We start from the raw sequence: 22802 nt of genomic DNA, 5'->3' as shown, positions 1-22802 counted from the left end.
CCCCCCCCCCCCCCCCCCCCCCCCCCCCCCCCCCCCCCCCCCCCCCCCCCCCCCCCCCCCCCCCCCCCCCCCCCCCCCCCCCCCCCCCCCCCCCCGCGGCCGGTACGGCTCAGGGCTGCACCGGCATGCTCCAGCAGTTGGAGCCGGCCGGCTTCCCGGAGAGCCGGTCGGTGAGCCAGGAGACGGCCTTGCCCTGATCGGCGAGCAGCGGAGCGGAGTGGTTGAGCAGGCCACTGCCGACACCCGGCAGCAGCACCGGGTCGTAGGTGACCTTCGCGCCCTTGCGGCACCAGTCGACGGCCAGCCGGCGGGACTGCTCGTGGGGGACCAGGTCGTCGCTGACGCCCGTGGCCACGCGGACCGGGCCGGCCGGCTTCAGCGAGCCGATCCGCTGCTCGGCCAGGAAGTCCTGCAGCGCGGGCTCGGCCCGGATGATGTCGCTGAGCGACTGCCCGGTCTTCGTCCAGGCCGTGCTGCTGTCGCCCCCGTACCCGAAGAGCGCGTCCCCGACGCACATGGTCGACAGGTCCTTCAGCGCCTCCTCGCCCGCCGCGTTGATGTACCGGTCGACGATGGGCCCGAGGGCCGGCTCGGTCTGCAGGAAGCCGTTGAGCGACCAGCCCAGCGCGCCCGCCAGGTCGCCGCCGTCGATCGCCTCGGTCACCTCGGTCAGGTCGGCGGGCGGAGCGCCGGCGTAGGTGCCCGCCAGCTCGACGTCCGGAGCGTAGGACGGCTGGAGTTCGGCCGCGGCGGCCGTCGCCCCGCCGCCCTGGCTGTATCCGAACAGGCCGACCCGCGAGCCGGGGGTGACCGACGCCGAGCCGAGGGAGCGTGCGGCGCGTACGGCGTCCAGTACGGCGTGGGCTCCGTCGACGCGGTTGACGTAGGTGTGCAGCCGGTCGGTGGTGCCGAGGCCCACGTAGTCGGTGACGACGACCGCGACGCCGCGCAGCAGCAGCCGGTAGACCGACAGGTTCTCGTAACCCACCGACACCGTTCGGCCGTTGAACATCAGCGGGTGTTCCAGGGCCATGGAGGCGGCGCACTGGTCGCCCTGGCCCATGGTGCCGGGTGCCACGGCGACCAGGGGCCGCGGTCCGCCGCCGCGCCACCGCGCGGCCGGCTCGATGTAGGCGCCGGTCACGGCGACCGGTTCGCCGTTCGCGTCGGTGGACTTGTACATCAGCCGGGTCGCCCGCCCCGGCAGGGGGCCGTCGAGGCCGGGCAGGCTCAGCGCGAGGCGCAGCGGTTCGCTGCGGACCAGCGCGCCGTCGGCCTCGGGCAGCGTGGCCGGCGGGGTGTAGAAGGCGGGTATCTCGACGCCGCGGGACACCTCCGTGGCGGAACCGGTGGCCGAGCCGGTGGCCCCGGCGGCCGGGACGGCCGGTGCGCCGAGGGCGAGTGCGACGGCGACCGCCGCGGCGAGCGTGCGTGGGCGTGGGGGCATGGCGAACCTCCTGGGGAAGGGCCGGAACCGGTCGTCCGCGGCCCGGTGGGGGCCAGGGCCGTGGTCGCGCTGCTCCTGCGGGGTGACGGGACCGTAACCGGCCAGGGGTTACCGCGGGTAGCGCCATGCTTATTACGGTTCAGTAACTTGACGTTCCGTCCCACAGCGGGGCACGCCGCGAACCAGGACGTGCCCGACTTGCCGACGGGAGGCGGCAGCCCCACGGCTCCGTCAGGCCCTGGGCCAGGCGCCCCGGTCGGCCAGGTGGAGCACCAGCGCCGCGATGTTCCAGGCGTCGTCCACACCCCGGTGGTGCCGGCCCTGGAGCGGCAGCCCGGCGAGTTCGAGCGCCCGCGCCATGCCGGGCCTCCCGCGCAGCCCGTGGGCCTTGGTGAAGACCGCCTTGGCGTTGGTGTGCGTGCGCTCGGCCGGACGGCCGAAGGGGTACGCCACCCCGTCCGCCGCGCACTGGCGGACGAACTGGTGCCGGTCGTGGTCGCCCCAGCTCGCCCAGGGCCGGACGCCGGCGCCGTGCACGCGCGCCAGCGTGTCGCAGGCCTGGGCGAAACCCACGCCCGTGTCGGCCTCGGCCTGGGTGATGCCGGTCAGTTCGGTACAGAAACGGCTCACCCGGGAGCGGACGGGCCGCACCAGGACGCGGTGCCGGGCCACCCGCTCCCGGGTGTCGAGGTCCACCACGGCGAGCCCGATCTCGATGATCTCGCTCACCGCACCGGGCGGCGGCTGGCCGTCCCAGCAGGTGGCCTCCAGGTCGATGACGTTCAGCAGGCCGTCGTGGCCCCCGTCCGCGGCGCGTCGGTGCATCCCGGCACCGTACGAGGGCCCACGATCTCCGTCACCCGGTTTTCGGCCGAGCGCCGCGAGCGGCACCTATCGGCGGCTCCGCACCAGGAGGTACAGGAAGTACGGCGTACCGATGACCGCCGTCATGATTCCGGCGCCGAGCTGGGCCGGGGCGATCACCGTGCGCCCGATCAGGTCGGCCGTGCAGACCAGCGTGGCGCCGAGGAGGACCGCGACCGGCACGACCCGTACGTGCCGCCGGCCCACGAGGGCGCGGGCCGCGTGCGGGGCCACCAGACCGACGAAGCCGATGGTGCCCGCACAGGCCACGGCCGTCGAGCTGAGCACCACGCTCAGCACGAGGAAGCCGAGGCGGCCCGGCGCCAGCCGCAGGCCGAGCAGTCGCGGGGTGTCCTCGTCCAGCGAGACCAGGTCCAGCTCGGTGCGCCGGGCGACCGCCACACCGATCCCGACGACCAGCGCCAGCACGACCGGCACGACGTCCGGCATGGTCCGCCCGTAGGTGGAACCCGACAGCCAGGTCAGCGCCTTCGTCGAGTTGAACGGATCGGTGAGCACGATCAGCAGGCTGATCAGTGCCGTCGTCGCGGCGGCGACGCCGATACCGACCAGGACCAGCCGGTTGTGCTGGAAGCCGCCCCGGGCGGCGAGCCCGAAGACGAGCACCGCGGTGACGGCGGAGCCCGCGAACGCCGCCCCGGCGGTCCCCCACGTCCCGGCGGCCGGCACGGTGGTCACCAGCAGCACGGCGCCCAGCGCGCCACCGCCGGAGACACCCAGGACGCTGGGCTCCGCGAGCGGGTTGCGGGTCACGGCCTGCACCAGCGTGCCGGACAGGGCGAGCGCCGCGCCCGCGCAGAGCGCGGCGAGCACCCGGGGCACCCGGGTGTCCAGGACGAAGGAGACGGTCCGGCCGGCCCGCCCCTGCGCCCAGTTGACGACGTCACCGAGCAGCAGCTTGCTGTCACCCACCAGCACGGCGGCGATCACGAGGCCGATCAGGACGGCGACCAGGACGGCCACGGTGACCAGGAACACCGTCCGGCTCGGGATGCGCAGCCGGTCCGGCGCGCCGGCCCCGGCCGTGTCCCGCAGCCGCAGTGCCATGACGACCAGGAACACGGCGCCGACCAGGCTGGTCACGACACCCGTGGGCACCGCCACCGAGAGGTCGTCGGAGACGACCGTCCGCAGCAGCACGTCCGAACCGAGGACCAGGGCCGCGCCGGTGAGCGCGGCCGCGGGCATGGAGGTACGGGACCGCGCGAAGCCGCGGAACCGGCGGGCGAGCGGACGGACGAGGGCGGGCGCGCACAGGCCGACGAATCCGATCGGACCGGCGAGCGTGACCGCGGCGGCGGACAGCAGCGCCGCCAGGACGACGACCGTGACCCGGGTGGCCCGGACCGGGACACCCAGCCCCCGCGCGGCGTCGTCGCCGAGCGCCAGGGCGTCCACCCGGCGGGCCGTCAGCAGCAGCCCGGCCAGTCCGACGACGGCGACGGGCAGCATCTGCAGGACGCCGTCGAAGCCGTTCTGGCCGATGCTGCCCTGGTTCCACTGGTAGAGGCCGTCCGTCTTCTCGGGGAAGAGCAGGAGCAGTCCCTCCGTCATGGAGTTCAGGCCCAGCATCAGCGCGGTGCCGGCGAGCACGAGCCGGACGGCGCCCGTGCCGAGGCCGGACAGGCCGAGCACGACGGCCGCCGCCGCCAGGCCGCCGGCGAAGGCGACACCGGAGGAGGCGATCATCGGGAGCGAGACGCCGGTGACACCGGCCAGCCCGAGCGCCAGGTAGGAGCCCGCGTTCACCGCCAGGGTGTCGGGCGAGGCGAGCACATTGCGGCTGACCTTCTGGAGCGCGGCGCCGGCCATGCCGAGGGCGGCGCCGACCAGGAGGCCGGCGGTCATCCGGGGCAGCCGGGACGCGATCACGACGGACGCGTCGTCGGGGTCCGCCTGCCCGGTGAGGGCTTTGAAGACCTCGGCCGCTCCGGCGGCGGCGGTGCCCTGAGCGATGTCGACGACGGCGAGTACGGCGACCAGCAGGACGAGCCCGGCCGTCACCGCGGCCGCGCCCGACCGGGGCGTGGGAGCCGTCGACGGACGGACGGCGGGTTCGGTTGCGGTGACGGCCATGACCCCGCTACTTCGTCAGCGAGCCGACGACGGAGTCGATGTACGCCTCCATCGACCCGGGACCACCGAACATCCAGATCCCGTCGTTCAGCCGGTGCACGTCGCCGGCCTTCACGAACGGCAGGGACGTCCACACCGAGTTCTTGGTCAGCGCGCCGGTGAACGGGGTGCTGTTCTTGTCCCCGTCGTTGGCGATGTATACGAACTGGACGCCCTCGGGCAGCGCGGTCAGGCCCTCGACGTCGGTGGAGGCGAGACCGTAGGCCTCGTCGCCCTGCATCTTCCAGGCGTTCTTCAGGCCGAGCGCCTCGTTGATCTCACCGAAGAGCGAGGTCGCGGTGTAGGGGCGGATCGAGACCTGGTTGGAGGTCACGTAGCCGTCGGCGAAGGCGATCTCCTTGCCGGCCGTCTTGGCGTCGGCCAGGGCCTGCTTGCCCTCGGCGACCTTCGCCTCGAAATCCTGGCGGATCGTCTGGGCCTTGGCCGTGGTGCCGGTGGCCTTGGCGATGAGGTCCACGTTGTCGAGCATCTGCCCGATCTGGTCGGCGGGGTCGGCGGACTTCACCTCCAGCACCGGGGCGACCTCGCGCAGCTGCTTCACGGCGGCGGGCGGCAGGTCCGTGGTGGCGACGATGAGGTCCGGGGAGAGGGACGCGACGGTGTCCATGCTCGGCTCACCGCGCGTGCCGATGTCCTTGGGGTCGTTCTTCAGCGGGACCGCGGTGTTCCACGTCTTGTAGCCCTTGACGTCCGCGACGCCGACCGGGTCGACACCCAGCGAGACGAGGCTCTCGACGACGTTCCACTCGGTGGCGACGACCTTGGTGGCCGGGCCGTCGAGCTTCACCTCGGTGCCCTTGCCGTCCTTGAGGGTGATGGCTTCCGAGGCGGCCTTCTTCTCGGACTTGTCGGCGGCGGGCTCCGTGGTGCCGCAGGCGGCAAGGGTGAGCGCCGCGGCGGTGGTGGCGGCCGCGGTGAGCAGGAGGCGTCTCATGAGGTGGTGCCGAGCCTTTCGGTTCGTATGTGGTGGCGGCCGATCGGGCGGGTGCGCAGCCGGCCGGTCAGGGGGTCGGTGTCGACGTCGATCCGGATGCCGTAGACGGCGCTCAGGCGTTCCGGCGTCAGCACGTCCTCGGGCGGGCCGTCGGCGACGATCCGGCCCGCTTCGAGGAGCGTGATCCGGTCGGCGACGGCCGCCGCCTGGTCGAGGTCGTGCAGGACGACCCCGACGGCGATCCCGTGGTCGTCCGCCAGGTCGCGGATGAGGTCGAGGAGTTCTACCTGGTAACGCAGGTCGAGATACGTGGTCGGTTCGTCCAGGAGCAGTACGCCAGTCTCCTGCGCGAGGCAGCTCGCGAGCCACACCCGCTGCAGCTGCCCGCCGGACAGGTGGTCGGCGCCGCGGTCGGCGAGTGAGTCGACGCCGGTGAGCGCGAGCGCCCGGTCGACGGCGGCCGGGCCGTCCGGGTCCGGCCGCCCCCAGCGGCCCCGGTACGGATAGCGGCCGAACTCGACGACGTCCCGCACGGTCAGCCCGCCGGGGGTCGGGCGCGCCTGCGTCAGCAGGGCGACGTACCGCGAGAACTCACGGGACGTCAGCGCCAGGCCGTCGGTGTCGCCGTCGATCCTGAGCGTGGCGCTGCGGGCACGCTGCAGTCGGGCGACGGTCCGCAGCAGCGTCGACTTCCCGCTGCCGTTCGGACCCACCAGAACGGTCACTTCACCGGGCCTGAGCCTGACCGCGGCGTCGTGCACGACATCGACACCGTCGTACGACACGGTCACACCCGTCGCCGACAGCTCATGACCGCGCAGGCGCGGCGTACCGGCTGCGTCTTCACCGAATCTCACGTGGCGAAGGTTAGCCTAACCTAAAAACTGCTGGTAGGGGCGGGGGTCGCGCGACGTCGGTGGCCGCCGCCCCGCCCCGTACGCACCGGAGCGGCCGGCGCGCTCAACTCGCTTGTGATGAACGGGCATTGCGCATTCCTGTCCGGCGACCGGGGATCGCGCGGTCCTGCCCGGAGTATCAGAAGGCGTACCGGACGCGCAGCCACGGTGCGTGGGCGGCGACGAGGACACGGAGCCGCTCGACCGCCTCGGCCTTGACCCCGTTGCGGTAACGCACGTTGAGCGCGCCGTTCTCCGAGCGTTTGGCCTGCTGGACCTCCGGCCGCCACAGCACCTCCTCGGCACGCGGATGCCAGCCCAGGTTGACCTCGTGCAGCTCCCGGTTGTGCGTCAGCATGATCACCTCGGCGGCGGCCTGCCGCTTGACCCGGTCCGGCAGGACGTCGTCGAGGTGCCGCAGCAGCTCCGCCCAGGCCTCCTCCCAGCCCGGCCGCACCACCACGGGGGAGAGGTTGAAGTGGACCTCGTAGCCGGCGTCCAGGAAGTCGCCGGCCGCGGCGATGCGCTCGGCGACCGGGGAGGTGCGTACGTCCAGCAGCCGGGAGTCGTCCGGCGGCATCACGGAGAAGCGGATCCGGGTCCGGCCGCGCGGGTCGAGGGCGAGCAGGTCGGGGTTGACGAACTTGGTGGCGAAGGACGCCTTGGCCGTCGGCCACCGCCCGAAGGCGCGCACCAGGTCCGCGGTGTTGTCGCAGATCAGGGCATCCACCGAGCAGTCGCCGTTCTCGCCGACGTCGTACACCCAGGCGTCCGGGTCGCACTGGTTCGGCTCGGGCTTGGGTCCCAGCCGGGCGATGTGCCGGCCGAGGTGGGCGATGATCCGGTCGATGTTGGTGAAGACGGTGACGGGGTTGGCGTACCCCTTGCGGCGCGGCACGTAGCAGTAGGCGCAGGCCATCGCGCAGCCGTTGGAGGCGCCGGGGGCGATCCAGTCCGCGGACCGGCCGTTGGGGCGTGTCGTCAGCGTCTTCCGCTCGCCCAGGACGAGCGTCTCGCCCTTGACCCGGACCCAGCGCTCGACGTTGCCCTCGTTGCCGTGCAGGCCGGGGATGCGCCAGTGGGAGTCCACCTCGACGACGCGGGCCTCGGGGAACCGGGCGATCACCTGCCGGCCGCGCGCGGACGCGGCTGCCGCCGGCTCGGCGTGGATCTCCCGTACCGGAAGCAGACGGCGGGCCGCGGCGGAGTCCCGGAAGAGCGGTCCGGCGGCGGGCGGCGGGGCCGGCGGCCCGGGCGCCAGGGCGTCGAGACCGAACAGGGTGCCGGAGCCGTCGTCCGGTGCGGTGGACGGGTCGTGCATGGGTGCTCCGGTGCGAGGGTGCTGGACGGACCGGCCTCGGCTTCGGTGCGCCGCGGGCGGTCCCGGTCCCTCCACTGTACGAAAGTGCGCGGTGCCCGCCGCCGTGTCACGCACCCCGTCGGGGGCATACGCGTGACACGGCACCGGTCCGGTGCCCCGGAACCGAAGGGATGTACACCGTGCTCGCCATCATCGCGGCGGTCCTGTTCCTCATCGCCTGGCTGATCAACGCGGCGGAGATCTCGACCAACGACATCTTCACCTCCACCAACGTCATGCTGCTCGGCCTCGCCCTGCTGGCCCTGCACGTCGCCGGGATCGGCACCGGGTGGGCGGCGCGCGGGCGCCGCCGCTGAGTCACCGCCCCAGGTCCCGCCCGGTCAGGGGATACGCGCCACGCCCGCGTAGATGCCGCTCTCCTCCGGCGCGGGCGGCTCCTGGTCCGCCCCGTACCACTCGGTGGCCGTGACCAGGCCGGGCGGGACCATCTCCAACCCGTCGAAGAAGCGCGCCACCTCCGTCCGGGTGCGGAACCCGAGCCGGATGCCGCCCTTGGCGTACTGGGCGATCACCTGCTCCGCCAGCTCGGGGAAGAGGTCGATCGCGGCGTGCGAGAGGACCAGGTGGCTGCCCGACGGGAGGGTCTCGACCAGTCCGCGGACGATGCCGTGGGCGTCCTGCTCGTCCGGGACGAAGTGCATCAGCGCGATCAGCGACAGCGCGACGGGACGGCCGAAGTCCAGGACCTCCCGGGCACGCCGCACGATCTCGTCCGGCTCCCGGACATCGGCCTGGATGTAGTCCGTGGCCCCCTCGGGGCTGCTGACCAGCAGGGCCTCCGCGTGGCGCAGGACGATCGGGTCGTTGTCCGCGTAGACGACCCGGGCCGCCGGCACCGTCCGCTGGACGATCTGGTGGAGGTTGGGTTCGGTCGGGATGCCCGTGCCGATGTCCAGGAACTGGTCGACGCCCCGCGCGGCCAGGTGCGCCACCGCACGGTTCATGAACGCCCGGTTCTGCCGTGCCGCGTCCCGCGCCTCGGGCGGCAGTGTCCCGCCCACCGCCTCGTCGACGGGGTAGTTGTCCTTGCCGCCCAGCAGCCAGTCGTAGACACGCGCCGGGTGGGCCCGGCCGGTGTCGATGCGGGGAGGCTGGGAATGGTCCGTCGTCATGGCAGGCTCCGTGGTCCGGGAGGTGACGTTCCGCCGCAGTTCCCGATCATCGTACTGCCGTGCGTACCGTGCCATGTGCGGGGCCGGTGACGGGAGTTGCTCACCGCTCGGCGAGGGTCACCCGGCACTCCGGGGCAGGGTGCGCGGCGGACGGTAGGTCCACTCCCGGTCGGCGTCGGTGATCTCGCGCACGACCCGCGCCGGTGTCCCGGCGACCACCACCATGGGCGGCACGTGCGCCGTCACCACGCTGCCCGCGCCGACCACCGAGCCCCGGCCGACGGTGACCCCCGGCATGATCAGCGCGCCCGCCCCGATCCACACGTCGTCCTCGATCCGCACCGGCGCGGAGAACTGCGTACCGTCCCTGCGCAGCTCCGGGTGGACGGGGTGTCCGGTGGTGCTGATGGTCACGTGCGGGGCGAACATCACCCGGTCCCCGACGAAGACCTCGACGTCGTCGACGAGGGTGAGGCCGAAGTTGACGTACACGTCGTCGCCCATGTGCACACGGTTGCCGTAGGCCACGTGCAGCGGCGGCTCGATCCACACCCCCGTGCCCAGCGAGGCGAGCATCTCCTTCAGGATGGTCCGGCGGCCCTCCTCGTCCCGGGCACCGGTCCGGTTGTAGGCGTCGGCCAGCTCCTTGCCCCGCAGCCGCTCCTCGGCCAGGCCCTCCAGGCCCGGCCCGCCGTCCGAGTAGAGCTCCTGCGCCGCCATCCTGCGGCGGACCTCGGTCTCCCGCGGGTCGGTCGTCATGTGGCCTCCTTCAGCCGTTGCGTGCGTGGGCGGCTCCGTCCGCACCGCCCGGGGAGCGGTGCGGACGGAGCCGGGTGTGTCGTGGTGGATGCCGGCCGGTGGCCGGGGCGGTGGTCAGTCGGCCGTGGCGGACACGTCCGTCACCGTCCAGCGCTGGTTGGCACCGGAGTTGGGCGGCCACGTCGTGACGGCCGCACCCTCGTGCGTCGCCTGGCCGCCGACTTCGAGCAGGCGCCCGGTGGCCGCGTTGACCAGCGTCCAGGTGCCGTCACCGGTGGTCGACATGATCCACTCGGCGGCCTTGTCGCGCTTGCCGGTGTCGGGTTCGGCCACCGGGACGTCGTCGCGTACGGCCAGCCGCGTGCCGTCCTCGTGGTGGGTGAAGACGTAGCGGTCGCGGACGCCGTCGTCGTGGCGTACCGCGCTGAGCCGCCACTGCTGGGCGTCCGTGCCGGAGCCGGTACCGAGGACCAGGTTCGTGCCGTCCGCCGCCACGGTGACGGCCTTGCCGCTCTGCACACCGGTCAGCGTGTAGGTGTGGCCCTTGCGGAGCAGGGCGGCGTCCTTCGCGACGCCGGAGACGCCCTTGATCTCGAAGGAGGTCACGGACTGCGCGGGCACGGTGAAGGTGGCCGCGCGGTCGCTCACCCTGATCGGGGCCTGCCGTTCGAGCTTGCCGTCGGCGCTGGTCACGACCGGGGTGACGGTGGCCCCGCGGCGCACGTCGCGGAACTTCGACAGGTCGACGGTGACCGTGCGGGGCGCGGTGGTGCGGTTGACGTGGACGAGGGAGGCGCCCTTGCCGTCGCGGGTGACGGCGGCGGCGCTGGAGGTGTCGTCCGTCCTGATCAGCCGGTCGCCGGGCTGGATGAAGTGGGTGAAGTTGCGGGCGGTGTCGAACTTGGTGTTGGTCCGGATCGGGCAGGTCTCGAGGGTGTCCTCGGCGGTGCAGTCGAACGGGAGCTGGATGCTGCCCCAGTTGCCGCCCTTGGCGGACTCGCCGCCGGGCTTCATGTTGTCGTAGTCCTCGACGGGCTGCCAGAACACCCAGGCGCGGGGTTCCAGTTCGCGCAGGTCGTCGACGATGTGCTGGGCGAGGCCGAGGCCGGGCCGCATGTCCTCGAAGTCCTGGCCGTCGCCCCAGTCGCCGCCGACCTCGCTCATCCACAGCGGCTTGTCCGCGGCCTTGGCGAGGTCCCGCACGGTGGTGCGCTGCCCGGTGCCGTAGGTGTGGACGTTCATCTGGCCGACGAGGTCGCGGTCGGCCTGGGTGTAGGCGTTCCAGTTCGTCGCGAAGGTGCCGGGGTTGGTCTCGTCCATCGCCGAGATGTCGGCCTTGACCTTGGCCTTCCTCAGCGCGGGAGCCAGGGCCCGGAGCACCTCGCGCTGGAGCTCGGGGCCCATGTGCGCCCCTTCCTGCCGGCCGCCGACGGGTTCGCCGTCCGCGCCCAGCCGCGTGCCCCAGTAGGGGGTGTTGGGCTCGTTGAACGGGTCGACGGTGTCGACCTTGATGCCCTCGGCCTTCTCCAGCCGTTTCGTCGCACCGGCCAGGTAGGCGGCGAAGTCGTCGACCGACTCGGACTTGAGCTGGTCGGCGCCGGAGTCGAAGCCGCCGGACACGTAGCCGCTCACGGTCATGAACCACGGAGGGGAGTTGCTGAACGTCTCCCAGTGGTCGATGTCGTCCTTGATGCGCTCGACCCACCAGCGCTGGGTGGCGTCGGCGTCCTCGTTCCAGTCGGCCGGGTCGTCGGCGCTCCACCAGTCGGTGTCCTCGCGGGTGGTGCCCGCGGGAGCCTTCCACCAGCCCTCGACCGCGCCGCCGGCGCGCAGGTAGTCCTTGACGTCCGGCGCGTTGCCGCCGCCGATGTTGTACCGGGCGATGTTCAGCCCCAGGCCGTCGTCGCCGAAGAGGAGCCGGGCCAGCTTCTCGCGTATCTCGGGCGGGTAGTCGCCGGTGGCGTTGGCGAACCAGACCAGGCTGGTGCCCCAGCCCTCGAACTTCTCCTGCTGGTACGACGGGTCCGGCCGCACCGTGACGGAGGCGGCGGCCGCGGCCGGTTCGGCCTGGGCGGGAACGCTGATCAGGGCGGCCCCGGTGGCCAGGGCGGTCAGGGCGGCGGCCCCGAGGAGGCGTCTGCTGCGGGTACGGCGTGCCATCGTGTGCTCCCAACGGGAAGGTGTGGTCGCTTCGGTGGTGTGGCCCCCGCCTCGAGTCGGGCAGGAGGGGGCGGCCCCCGGAGCGGGCGCGTGCCGCTCCGGGGGAGTCGTGGGTCGGTGCGGTGGTGAACTCTGGTGGTGCGGGTGGTGCCGGTGTGCGCTCAGCCGGTGGGCGTGCGCAGGACGGCGACGCCCCGGGGCGCGAGGACGACGGAGCCGTCGGCGCCGGTGCCGCCCACCAGGGCCTCTCCGGTGATGCCCGGGACGGTCACCTGCTCGTCGGTCCGGTTGACCAGGAACAGGAACCGGCCGCCGGGGCCGCGGCGCACGGTGGCCTCGACCGATCCGCGTACCTCGGCGGGTAGTTCGCTCACCACGCCGGCCGGGTCCAGCAGCCGCGGCAGCAGCGAGGCGAGCCCGTCGGCGCCGAGCCGGGTGGAGACGTAGGCGGCCGAACCGCCGCCCGTCGTACGCCGGGTGACGGCCGGGCGGCCCGCGTACGTACCGGTGCGGTAGTGGGACAGGACCTCCGTACCGGGCGAGGTGACGGTGATGTGGTCGGTCCACAGCCCGCCGGTGCTCGCGTCGTCCAGCTCCACGGTCTGCCCGGCGGGCAGCGGGCCGAACTCCTCGACGCGGATGCCGAGCAGGTCCCGCAGGGCGCCCGGGTAGCCGCCGAGCCAGACGTGGTCGTTCTCGTCGACGACGCCGGAGAAGTACGTGGTGATCAGGTGCCCGCCCTGCTCGGCGTACCGGGTGAGGTCCTTGGCGAGCTCGGCCGTGACCAGGTGCAGCACGGGCGCGATCAGCACCCGGTGGCGGCTCAGGTCGGCGCCGGTGGTGACGACGTCGGCGCGGATACCGAGGGAGAGGAGCGCGGAGTACCAGTCGAGGGCCTCCTGGTGGTAGTCGAGCAGTGAGGTGGGGTGCGAGTCCTGCTCGCTCGCCCACCACGACTCCCAGTCGAAGAGGATGCCGACCTCGGCGGGCTCCCGCTCGCTGCCGGCCACCGGCGCCAGCGTCTTCAGCGTGTCGCCGAGCGCGGTGACCGCGCGGAACAGGTCGCTGTCGGAGCCGGCGTGCGGGACCATCGCCGAGTGGTACTTCTCGGCGCCGGCCGCGGACTGGCGCCACTGGAAGAAGCAGACCGCGTCGGCGCCGTGCGCCACGTGCGTCAGCGAGTCCCGGGCCATCTCACCGGGCCGCTTGGCCAGGTTGACGGGCTGCCAGTTGACGGCGCTGGTGGAGTGCTCCATCAGGAACCAGGGTCGGCCGCCCGCGATGCCGCTGGTGAGGTTGGCGGAGAACGACAGCTCGTCGCGGTCCTGGGGACGCGGCACGACGTAGTGGTCGTTGGCGACGAAGTCCACCTCGCTCGCCCAGTCCGCGTAGTTCATGCCCTTGGTGCCGGGCATCACCATGAAGTTGGTGGTGACGGGGATGCCGGGCGTGACCTCCCGCAGGACCGCCCGCTCCGCGAGCAGGTGGTCCTTGAGCGCGTCGGACGAGAACCGCTTGAAGTCCAGCTGCTGGGTCGGGTTCGGGTGGGAGGCGGCCAGCCGCGGCGGCAGGATCTGCTCCCAGTCGCTGTAGCGCTGCGACCAGAACGCCGTGCCCCAGGCGTGGTTGAGGGCGTCCAGCGTGGTGTACCGGGCGCGCAGCCAGTCTCGGAAGGCGCGGGCCGCGTCGTCGGAGTAGTCGTACACGTTGTGGCAGCCCAGCTCGTTGTTGACGTGCCAGGCGACCAGGGCCGGGTGGTCGGCGTAGCGGGTCGCCAACCGGCGGACCAGGCGCAGGGCGTGCTCGCGGAAGACGGGCGAGGTCGGGCGCCAGTGCTGGCGCGCACCCGGCGACAGCGTCTCGCCCCGGTCGGTGACCGGGAGGATCTCGGGGTGCGCGGTGGTCAGCCAGGGCGGCGGGGAGGCGGTGGCGGTGGCCAGGTCGACGCCGACGCCGTTCTCGTGCAGCAGGTCCATGACCTCGTCGAGCCAGGCGAAGTCCCAGACGTCGGGGCCCGGCTGGAGGCGGGCCCAGGAGAAGATGGCCAGCGACACGACGTTGACCCCGGCCTCGCGCATCAGCCGTACGTCCTCCTCCCACACCTCCCGGGGCCACTGCTCGGGGTTGTAGTCGGCGCCGAAGGCGAGACGGGGCGCGGAGGCACCGTCCGGCCCGCTTCGCAGGCGGGACAGCAGGGTGGAGATCATGGCGGTCCTTCCGGTGGGGTGCGTGCGGTACGGGGGCGGCGGCGCCTGGGTCGCGCCGCCGCCCGCGGGCCGCCGCATCGTGTGCTGCGTGTGCTACTTCTCGACGGTGAAGCCCTGCTCGGTCCCGTACTTGACGGAGGCCTCCTGCCAGGACTTCAGGCCCTCGGCCAGCGTGGTGCCGGAGACGTAGGCCTTGCCGACGGTGTCGTTGAAGATCGAGTTGGCGTACACCTGGTAGGGCAGGTACGACCAGTCGGCGGCGACGTTCGCGGCCGACTCGGCGAAGATCTTGTTGGCCTTCTGGCCGCCGAGATAGGGGAACGCGGTGTCCTGGAACTCCGTGGACCGCAGGTCCGCGGTGGTCGCCGGGAAGGCGCCGTTCCGCAGGCGGGTCTGCACGCCGTCGCCCGCGTTGGCGTACTCGACGAACGCGTACGCCAGCGCCTCGTTCCCGCCGAGCTCCGGCAGGGCGAGCGCGCTGCCGCCGTTCTCCGCGCTGGCCTTGCCGCCCGCGGTCCACTGCGGCAGCGGGGCGACGCGCCAGTCACCGGCGGCGTCCTTCACGCCGGAGGCGAGGTTGGCGGGCATCCACGCGCCGGTGGCGAGGGTCGCGATGGTGCCGTCGCCGAGGCCCTTGTACCACTCGTCGGTCCAGTTGGTGACGGGTGCGAGCAGCTTCTCGTCGATGAGCTTCTGCCAGGTGTCGGTGAACGTCTTGGCGCCCTGGTCGGAGAAGTCGACCTTCACCTCGGTGCCGTTCACCGTGTAGGGGCGCGAACCGGCCTGCCAGAGCATGCTGGTGGCGAAGCCGGCGTCGCCGGCGTCGGCGGTGATGTAGGCCTTCGGGTCGGCCTTGCGCAGGTCGCGGGCGGCGTCCAGGTACTCGGCCCAGGTGGTGGGCACCTTGATGTCGTACTTGTCGAAGACCTTCTTGTTGTAGAACAGTGCCATCGGACCGGAGTCCATCGGCAGCGCGTAGACTCCCTCGCCGCCCGCCTTCACCCCGTTCCACGGGCCGGGGGAGAAGGTGCCGGAGAGCTTGTCGGCGCCGAAGGCCTTGAGGTCGGTGAGCTGCTTGGTCAGCGCGTACTGGCCCATCGCGTAGTACTCGATCTGCGCGACGTCCGGGACGCCCTTCTTCGCCGATATGGCGTTCTGCAGTGCTGTGTACTGGTCGTTGTTGGTGCCCGCGTTGACGAGGTTGACCTCGACGCCCGGGTGTTCCTTCTCGAAGTCGGTGGCCACCTGCTCGAGCGTGGGCTCCCATGCCCAGACCGTGAGGGTGCCGCCCTCCTTGAGGGCCGCCTGGATGTCCGCCTCGGAGACCGCCTTCCGGCTCGATCCCCCGTCGTCGGAGTCGCCGCAGGCGGTCGCCCCCAGGGCGAGGGCGCAGGCGAGGACTGTGCCGCGCAGGAGGCGGCGCGAGTGCTTGGGCATGGGATTGCTTCCACTTCTTCGTGGCCGGAACCGGCACCGTTGGGGGTCGGAGGGGTGGGAGGGGCGTTGGGGGAGGGGACTACTGGGTGTTGCGGGGGCTACTCCTTGACGCTGCCGGCGGCGAGTCCGGACTGCCAGTACCTCTGGAGCAGCAGGAACGCGGCGATCAGCGGCAGGATGGTGATGAGCGACCCGGTGACGACCAGGTGGAAGACCGGCTCGCCGCCCGCGGTCGCGGCCTGGGCGTTCCAGCTGTTCAGACCCAGCGTCAGCGGATACCAGTCGGGGTCCTTGAGCATGACCAGCGGGAGGAAGTAGTTGTTCCAGGTCGCGACCATGGTGAACAGCAGGACGGTGACGATGCCGGGTGCCAGCAGCGGCAGGGCGACCTGGAAGAAGGTGCGCACCTCGCCGGCGCCGTCGATGCGGGCGGCCTCCATCAGTTCGGTCGGGACGGCCTCGGTGGCGAACACCCACATCAGGTACAGGCCGAACGGCGAGATCAGGGACGGGATGATCACCGCCCAGGGGGTGTCCGTGAGCCCCATCTCGCTGAACATCAGGAAGGTCGGCACCGCCAGCGCGGTACCCGGCACGGCGACCGCGCCGATGACGACGGCGAAGACGGCACGCCGGCCGGGGAAGTCGAACTTGGCGAGCGCGTAGCCGCCGAGCACGGCGAGGAAGGTGGCGCCGCCCGCGCCCAGTCCCACGTACAGCAGGGTGTTCAGCAGCCAGCGGGTGAAGACGCCGTCGTCGTAGGTGAACGTCTGGCTGATGTTGTCCCACAGCGCGAAGTCGCTGTCGAACCACAGGCCGAAGGAGCGGGACAGCCCCTCCTGCGTCTTGGTGGCGCTGACGGCCAGCCAGATCAGCGGCACCAGGCTGTACAGCAGCACCAGCGAGGTGAGCGCGGTCAGCAGCACGCTGCGCCGGGGCTTGTCGGCGGAGTGGCGGCGCCGGGAGGTACGCAGCCGGGGTACGGCGCCCGAGGTGCCGGACGGGGCGGTCGCGGAACGGTCAAAGACGGTGGCGACAGGACTGGTCATCGCTGCTTCACACTCCCTTGCGCATGCCGCGCAGCTGGACGACGTAGGCGATGACCATGGTGATCAGTCCCATGACGATGGCGACCGTCGCGGAGTAGTTGTGCTGCTGGCCGTTGAAGGACAGCGAGTACGTGTAGTAGTTCGGCGTGTAGTCGGTCGTGATGGCGTTGGGCGCGAGCGGCTGCAGGATGCTGGGCTCGTTGAAGAGCTGGAAGCTGCCGATGATCGAGAAGATGGTCGCGATCACCAGGGCGCCGCGGATGGCGGGCAGCTTGATGGCGGTGATCACCCGTATCTGTCCGGCGCCGTCGATCTGGGCCGCCTCGTACAGCGAGTTCGGTATGACGCGCAGCGCCGAGTAGAAGATCAGCATGTTGTAGCCGACGAACTCCCAGGTCACGATGTTGCCGATGGAGGCCAGCACCATGTCCGGGGAGAGCGGGTCGGGCAGGGAGACGCCCAGTGCGCTGTTGATGTCGCCGAGCAGGCCGAACCGGGTGCCGTACATGAAGCCCCACATCAGGGTGGCCACCACGGCGGGCACGGCGTAGGGCAGGAAGATCGAGATGCGGAAGAAGTCCCGGCCGTAGAGGCGTCCGCTGTCCAGCGCCAGCGCCACCAGCAGCGCGATGCCGAGCATGATCGGCACCTGCACGGCGAGGAAGAGCGAGACCCGGCCGAGCGAGGCCCAGAAGTGTTCGTCCTTCAGCGCCTGGCTGTAGTTGTCCAGACCGACGAAGGTGGTCCCGCCGATGAGCTGGTCGCGGAAGAGGCTCAGGTAGACCGAGTAGGCGATCGGCGCGAGGAACACCAGCGCGAACACGGCCACGAAGGGACCGAGGAACCCCCAGCCCGTCCAGGAGCGGCGCTCCCGCCTCGCCGGGGGAGGGGCCGGCCGCGGCTCGGCGGCGGCCGGCGGTTGCAGCGTCGTCATGTCGTTCCTCGCTCGTCCACGTCCTGCAGGCGTCCTGGAGCCTCACCATGTTTACGCAAACATCACGCGCCCGCGGAAGTGCGGTTCTGTTGATCCGGGGTGCGGTTCTGTTGATCGGCGTGCTGTTATGTTTGCGTAAACATTTGATGGCGGCATGTCTACACTGCCCCGAGGACGACGGTCAAGGGTCCTCGGGAGCCGGGGATCGGGACGGTCGCGGAGAGGTGGCGAACGGCAGTGGACACGGCTGAGGACGTCGCGGACGCGCGGGACGCGGGGACCGGGCGCCGCCGCCGCGGCCGGGTGCCGACGGCGTCCATGGCGGACGTGGCCCGGCTCGCGGGAGTCTCCTCGCAGACCGTCTCCCGCGTCTCCAACGGCTACGCGGGCGTGACCGAGGAGACCCGGCAGCAGGTGCTGGCGGCCATGAAGGAGCTGGGCTACCGGCCCAACAGCGCGGCGAGGGCGCTCAAACGCGGTGAGTTCCGCACCATCGGCGTCATCACCTTCTCCCTGGCCACCACCGGCAACGTGCGCACCCTGGAGGCCATCGCCACCTCCGCGGCGAGCGAGGGGTACGCGGTGACGCTGCTGCCCGTCGCCGTCCCCACCCAGGACGAGGTGCGGGGCGCGTTCTCCCGGCTGGAGGAGCTCGCCGTCGACGCGGTGATCGTCATCATGGAGGTGCACCTGCTGGACGCGGCGTCCCTCACCCTGCCGCCCCACGTGCAGGTCGTCGTGGTCGACTCCGACGCCGGCGACCACTACACGGTCGTCGACACCGACCAGGCCGGGGGCACCCGCGCCGCCGTGCGCCACCTGCTGGACCTCGGGCACGACACGGTGTGGCACCTCGGCGGGCCCGAGGGCTCCTTCGCCGCCCAGCGCCGCACGGACGCCTGGCGGCACACGCTCGCCGAGGCCGGCCGCACCCCGCCGCCGCTCACCCGGGGCGACTGGTCGGCGGAGTCCGGCTACCGGGCCGGCCTGGAACTCGCCGCCCGCGAGGAGTGCACCGCCGTCTTCGCGGCCAACGACCAGATGGCCCTCGGCCTGATGCGCGCGCTGCACGAACGCGGCCGGCGCGTCCCCGAGGACGTCAGCGTCATCGGCTTCGACGACATCCCCGAGGCCGGCTCCTTCCTGCCTCCGCTGACCACCGTCCACCAGGACTTCGCCGAGGTGGGGCGGCTCTGCGTGCAGGCCGTGCTGCGCAAGATGCGCCAGGACGGCCCGGAGCGCGGCACGACGCTCGTGCCGACCCGGCTGGTGATCCGGGCGAGCACGGCGGCGCCGCCGGAGTAGGGCCGGACCGGCGTCGGCAGCCGGTTCGGTTCCTGGCCGAACGGATCACTGCCTCCCGGTTTACGCCTGTCGGGGAAGGCAACTCCACAAGCCGACCGCCGTCTCCGCACGTCCAGGAGAGCTCCATGACCGAAGTCGCCGACTATGTGCTCCAGCGTCTGTCCGAGTGGGGCGTCCAGCGTGTGTACGGCTATCCGGGTGACGGCATCAACGGCCTGCTCGGCGCCTTCGACCGGGCCGACGGCGACCCGGAGTTCATCCAGACGCGGCACGAGGAGACGGCCGCGTTCATGGCGTGTGCCCACGCCAAGTTCACCGGCGAGGTGGGCTGCTGCATCGCCACCTCGGGGCCGGGCGCCGTGCACCTGCTCAACGGCCTGTACGACGCCAAGCTCGACCACCAGCCGGTGGTGGCGGTGGTGGGCCAGCAGAAGCGGCTCTCCCTGGGGACCCACTACCAGCAGGAGATCGCCCTCGACCAGCTGTTCGCGGACGTGTCCGAGTACTGCCAGATGGTCGTGCACCCGGGCCAGGCCCGGCACGTGATCGACCGTGCCTTCAAGACCGCGCTGACCACCCGGGGCGTCGCCACGATCATCATTCCGGGCGACGTGCAGGAGGAGGAGGTCCAGCCCTCCCCGCCCAGGGAGCACGGCTCCGTCTTCTCCAGCGTGGGCTGGAGCCGGCCCCGGGTCCTGCCCGACCTCGACGAGCTCCGCAGGGCCGCCGACGTCCTCAACGCGGGCGACAAGGTCGCCATGCTGGTCGGCCAGGGCGCGGCGAAGGCGGAGGCCGAGGTGAGGGAGGTGGCCGAACTGCTCGGCGCGGGCGTCGCCAAGGCCCTGCTCGGGCGCGAGGTCCTGCCCGACGACCTGCCGTACGTCACCGGGCCCATCGGCCTGCTGGGCAGCAAGGCCAGCGACAAGATGATCCAGGGCTGCGACACCCTGCTGATGGTCGGCAGCAGCTTCCCGTACTCCGAGTGGCTGCCGGAGGAGGGACAGGCCCGGGGCGTCGAGATCGACATCGACGGCCGCATGATCGGCATCCGCTACCCCATGGACGCCCACCTCGTGGGCGACTCCAGGGAGACCCTGCGCGCCCTGATCCCGATGCTCCAGTGCAAGAAGGACCGGAGCTGGCGGGAGAAGATCGAGAAGGACGTACGGGAGTGGCACGACCTGGCCGACCGCTGGGCCGGCGAGCACTTCGGCAGGACGATCAACCCCCAGGCCGTCGCCGCCGAACTCTCGCCCCGCCTCCCGGACGGCGCCATCCTCACCGCCGACTCCGGCTCGGGCACCAACTGGTGGGCCCGGCACCTCAAGCTCCGCGAGGGCATGCGCGCCTCGCTGTCCGGCACGCTGGCGACGATGGGGCCGGGCACCCCGTACGCCATCGCGGCGAGGTTCGCCTACCCGGACCGGCCGGTGATCGCGTTCATCGGGGACGGCGCGTTCCAGATGAACGGCATGAACGAGATGATCACCGTCAAGCGGTACCTGGACCGCCTGTCCGGGTCGGCCCCGCTCGTCTTCTGCGTGTTCAACAACCAGGACCTCAACCAGGTCACCTGGGAGCAGCGCGCCATGGCCGGCGACCCCAAGTACCCCGGCTCCCAGGACATCCCCGACGTCCCCTACGCCGCCTACGCCGAACTCCTCGGCCTCAAGGGCATCGTCTGCGACGACCCCAAGAAGGTGGGTGCCGCCTGGGACGAGGCGCTCGCCGCCGGCCGGCCGGTGGTCCTGGAGTTCAAGGTCGACGCGGAGATCGCGCCGATCCCGCCGCACATCATGAAGGAGCAGGGCAAGAAGGCCGTCAAGGCGGCGCTGCACGACCCGGAGCTCACCGGGATCGCCACCAAGGGCGTACGGCAGAAGCTCACCGAGTACGCCGGGCACCTGCCCGGCCGGGGCAGGAAGTGAGCGGCGCGCGGCGGACCCGGGGAGGCGGGCGGCACCGCCGGGCGGACGGTACCGACGTCGTGGTCGTCACCGGGGCGAGCGGCGGAGTCGGCCGGGCCACCGCACGCGCCTTCGGCGCCCGCGGGAGCTCCGTGGCCCTGCTCGCGCGCGGCGCGTACGCCCTGGAGCAGGCGGCCGAGGAGGTCCGGGAGGCCGGCGGACGTGCGCTGCCCCTGACGGTGGACGTCTCCGACCCGGAGGCGGTCGACGCGGCGGCCGCCCGGATCGAGGAGGAACTCGGCCCGATCGGCATCTGGGTGAACGCGGCGTTCACGACCGTCTTCGCGCCCGTGCCGGAGGTCCGGCCCGAGGAGCTGAGACGCGCCACGGAGGTGACCTACTTCGGCTTCGTCCACGGCACCCAGGCCGCCCTGCGGCACATGACGCCGCGCGATCGCGGCACCATCGTCCAGGTCGGATCGGCCCTCGCCCAGCGCAGCGTCCCCCTGCAGTCGGTGTACTGCGGGGCCAAACACGCCATCCAGGGCTTCACCGAGTCCCTGCGCTGCGAGCTGCTGCACGACCGCAGCGGCGTGCGGGTCACCATGGTCCAGATGCCGGGGCTCAACACGCCCCAGTTCAGCTGGGTCCTCACCCGGCTGCCCGGGCACCCGCGCCCGGTGGCTCCCGTCTACCAGCCCGAGGTCGCCGCCGAGGCGGTCCTGTACGCCGCCGACCATCCCGGGCGGCGCGAGTACTGGGTCGGCGGGTCCACCGTCGCCACCCTGCTCGGCCAGAAGTTCGCCCCGGGTCTGCTGGACCGCTATCTGGCCCGGACCGGCTACGACTCGCAGCAGACGGACGAGCCCGTCGACCCGTCCCGCCCGGTCAACCTCTGGAAGCCGCCCGACGACACCGCACCGGCCGACTACGGCGCGCACGGCCTGTTCGACGACGAGTCCCACGCGCGCAGCCTCCAGTTCTGGCTCTCCCGCCACCGCCGGCCACTCGCGCTGGCCGCCACCGTGACCGGGACGGTCGTCGCGGCACTGGCCGACGGCGTCCTCCGGCGCTCCCCCCGCGGTGAGGCGTCGACGCGGCGCAGCGCGTACCCCTCCGGCCGGAGGGCGCGGACGACCGCTCGCTGCGCGCCGACGCGACGCTGACGCGAAAGCCGCGTCGAGCGGTCGGTCCGCCGGGGGTGGTCGACGCGGCGGCGGGCCGTCGCGCGCGGCTCACTCGCGGCGTGCGGCACGGCCGGCCACGAGGCGTGCGGAAGACGAACGGCCCGACCGGGTCATTCACGGTCGATGGTGCGTGTCCACCAGTGATGCTCGCAGAACCAGTGGCCGACCATCGCGCCGCCGAAGACCACGAACCCCACCCCGATCAGCCAGGACTCCACCACCAGCACGATGCCGACCGTGCCGTAGCTGATCGCGTTGTCGAGGATGAGCGGCGTGAAGACGAGGTACGAGAAGCCGCGCAGGCCGATCAGGCCCACCATGGTCGCGATCGCTCCCGGCAGCAGGTCCCGCCAGCGGATCTGGCTGCCCAGCAGGAAATGCTGACCCCACCAGAAGAACAGTGCGCCCGTCGTGGTGGACAGCGCGATCCGCACCGACCCGTGCAGAGCGGTCCGCGTCTGCACCTCCTGGTAGAGGTACGCGGTCAGCGCGACCACCCAGGTCATCTGGCGCCAGACCCGGTGCCACGGACCGGAGGGCAGCCCCCAGATCCGCTCGTAGCCGTTCTGCACGCTCGCCGCGAAGGACACGCCGAAGACGGCGAGCGCGATACCGCCCCACACACTCGTGGTGCCGACGACCTTGGTCGGCGGACTGATGATGTCGGTCAGCACCCGCGCGGACCGGCCGGACAGCCCCATGCCGTCGGCCAGCCAGGACGCGAAGCCGCCACGTCCCAGGGGATCGAAGGCGGCCACCACGATCAGCAGCGGCGCCAGCGTGACCAGGGCGAGCGTGGCGAACCCCATGGCCCGGTGCATCAGCTCCAGGTCCCGGCCACGCCGGACGAGGGCGGACGCGGCCAACCGGTCCCACACACGGTGGAACGGCTGGAAGCGGTTCACGGATGCTCCTCGGGCGTTCCCTTCGGCGGCTCGCGGACGCGGAACTGAGTGACCCGGCGGCGGGCCGGACAAACGTGGCGTCCCACGGATGCCCGCCGCGCGCCGACCGAACGGCCCCCGCATGGGCCGAACGATGCGGGGAACCGGCTCCGGGAAGACGA

18 protein-coding genes are annotated in these 22802 nt (G+C 72.3%); 4 read left to right on the top strand and 14 right to left on the bottom strand.

The features are described from left to right. Positions 1 to 109 precede the first annotated feature (109 nt). The 6 genes from ACZ7G3_RS34565 to ACZ7G3_RS34540 form a co-directional block, all read right to left on the bottom strand. Positions 110 to 1447, bottom strand: a complete 1338-nt coding sequence (locus tag ACZ7G3_RS34565; protein WP_470930508.1) for a lipase family protein — start codon at positions 1445 to 1447, stop codon at positions 110 to 112. Positions 1448 to 1678: 231 nt separating this feature from the next. Then, positions 1679 to 2272 carry a 3'-5' exonuclease gene (locus ACZ7G3_RS34560; protein ID WP_470930506.1) on the bottom strand — a complete coding sequence of 198 codons (594 nt, stop codon included), beginning with the start codon at positions 2270 to 2272 and terminating at the stop codon, positions 1679 to 1681. 66 nt (positions 2273 to 2338) lie between these two features. Continuing rightward, the gene (locus ACZ7G3_RS34555; protein WP_470930505.1) at positions 2339 to 4408 is read right to left on the bottom strand and encodes an iron ABC transporter permease; all 2070 of its coding nucleotides are present in this window, start codon (positions 4406 to 4408) and stop codon (positions 2339 to 2341) included. A 7-nt stretch (positions 4409 to 4415) separates the two neighbouring features. Further along, complete coding sequence (locus ACZ7G3_RS34550) at positions 4416 to 5402, bottom strand: ABC transporter substrate-binding protein (RefSeq protein WP_470930503.1); 987 nt, start codon at positions 5400 to 5402, stop codon at positions 4416 to 4418. After that, positions 5399 to 6259 (bottom strand): siderophore ABC transporter ATP-binding protein CdtA, encoded by an 861-nt coding sequence (gene cdtA, locus ACZ7G3_RS34545; protein ID WP_470930501.1) that lies wholly within the window; start codon positions 6257 to 6259, stop codon positions 5399 to 5401. Before cdtA ends, ACZ7G3_RS34550 begins: the two co-directional genes overlap by 4 nt. 178 nt (positions 6260 to 6437) lie before the next feature. Next, positions 6438 to 7619, bottom strand: a complete 1182-nt coding sequence (locus ACZ7G3_RS34540) for a spore photoproduct lyase family protein (protein ID WP_426600926.1) — start codon at positions 7617 to 7619, stop codon at positions 6438 to 6440. Positions 7620 to 7789: 170 nt separating this feature from the next. On the opposite strand from ACZ7G3_RS34540, the gene ACZ7G3_RS34535 reads away from it, so the two are divergent. Continuing rightward, positions 7790 to 7975, top strand: coding sequence for a hypothetical protein (locus tag ACZ7G3_RS34535; protein ID WP_426600927.1), 186 nt, complete (start codon positions 7790 to 7792; stop codon positions 7973 to 7975). A 24-nt stretch (positions 7976 to 7999) separates the two neighbouring features. On the opposite strand, the gene ACZ7G3_RS34530 is transcribed toward ACZ7G3_RS34535, so the two are convergent. The 7 genes from ACZ7G3_RS34530 to ACZ7G3_RS34500 all read right to left on the bottom strand — a co-directional run bounded on the left by ACZ7G3_RS34530 (position 8000) and on the right by ACZ7G3_RS34500 (position 17337). Beyond that, positions 8000 to 8791, bottom strand: a complete 792-nt coding sequence (locus tag ACZ7G3_RS34530) for an SAM-dependent methyltransferase (protein WP_470930498.1) — start codon at positions 8789 to 8791, stop codon at positions 8000 to 8002. Between the two features lie 117 nt (positions 8792 to 8908). Beyond that, positions 8909 to 9550 carry a sugar O-acetyltransferase gene (locus tag ACZ7G3_RS34525; protein WP_470930496.1) on the bottom strand — a complete coding sequence of 214 codons (642 nt, stop codon included), beginning with the start codon at positions 9548 to 9550 and terminating at the stop codon, positions 8909 to 8911. A 114-nt stretch (positions 9551 to 9664) separates the two neighbouring features. Next, positions 9665 to 11710, bottom strand: coding sequence for an RICIN domain-containing protein (locus tag ACZ7G3_RS34520; protein ID WP_470930494.1), 2046 nt, complete (start codon positions 11708 to 11710; stop codon positions 9665 to 9667). Positions 11711 to 11871: 161 nt separating this feature from the next. Further along, complete coding sequence (locus tag ACZ7G3_RS34515) at positions 11872 to 13917, bottom strand: beta-galactosidase (protein ID WP_470930492.1); 2046 nt, start codon at positions 13915 to 13917, stop codon at positions 11872 to 11874. Positions 13918 to 14010: 93 nt separating this feature from the next. Beyond that, entirely contained in the window at positions 14011 to 15354 is a 1344-nt protein-coding gene (locus ACZ7G3_RS34510) for an ABC transporter substrate-binding protein (protein ID WP_470930490.1), read from the bottom strand. A 98-nt stretch (positions 15355 to 15452) separates the two neighbouring features. Further along, positions 15453 to 16403: a carbohydrate ABC transporter permease gene (locus ACZ7G3_RS34505; RefSeq protein WP_470930488.1), complete on the bottom strand. Its 951-nt coding sequence runs from the start codon at positions 16401 to 16403 to the stop codon at positions 15453 to 15455. Between the two features lie 7 nt (positions 16404 to 16410). Further along, positions 16411 to 17337 (bottom strand): carbohydrate ABC transporter permease, encoded by a 927-nt coding sequence (locus ACZ7G3_RS34500; protein WP_426600935.1) that lies wholly within the window; start codon positions 17335 to 17337, stop codon positions 16411 to 16413. 237 nt (positions 17338 to 17574) lie between these two features. Between ACZ7G3_RS34500 and ACZ7G3_RS34495 the strand changes: the two genes are divergently transcribed. The 3 genes from ACZ7G3_RS34495 (at position 17575) to ACZ7G3_RS34485 (ending at position 21715) form a co-directional block, all read left to right on the top strand. Further along, entirely contained in the window at positions 17575 to 18642 is a 1068-nt protein-coding gene (locus ACZ7G3_RS34495; RefSeq protein WP_470930486.1) for a LacI family DNA-binding transcriptional regulator, read from the top strand. 125 nt (positions 18643 to 18767) lie between these two features. After that, positions 18768 to 20570 carry a thiamine pyrophosphate-requiring protein gene (locus ACZ7G3_RS34490; RefSeq protein ID WP_470930484.1) on the top strand — a complete coding sequence of 601 codons (1803 nt, stop codon included), beginning with the start codon at positions 18768 to 18770 and terminating at the stop codon, positions 20568 to 20570. A gap of 59 nt (positions 20571 to 20629) precedes the next feature. Further along, entirely contained in the window at positions 20630 to 21715 is a 1086-nt protein-coding gene (locus tag ACZ7G3_RS34485) for an SDR family oxidoreductase (RefSeq protein WP_470930482.1), read from the top strand. 131 nt (positions 21716 to 21846) lie between these two features. On the opposite strand, the gene ACZ7G3_RS34480 is transcribed toward ACZ7G3_RS34485, so the two are convergent. After that, positions 21847 to 22641, bottom strand: coding sequence for a ribonuclease BN (locus ACZ7G3_RS34480; RefSeq protein ID WP_470930480.1), 795 nt, complete (start codon positions 22639 to 22641; stop codon positions 21847 to 21849). Positions 22642 to 22802: the final 161 nt, after the last annotated feature.

Source organism: Streptomyces sp. NPDC037271, from assembly GCF_055603605.1.
The sequence above is the reverse complement of the archived record's forward strand: the minus strand, read 5'-3'. Positions and strand labels throughout refer to the sequence as shown.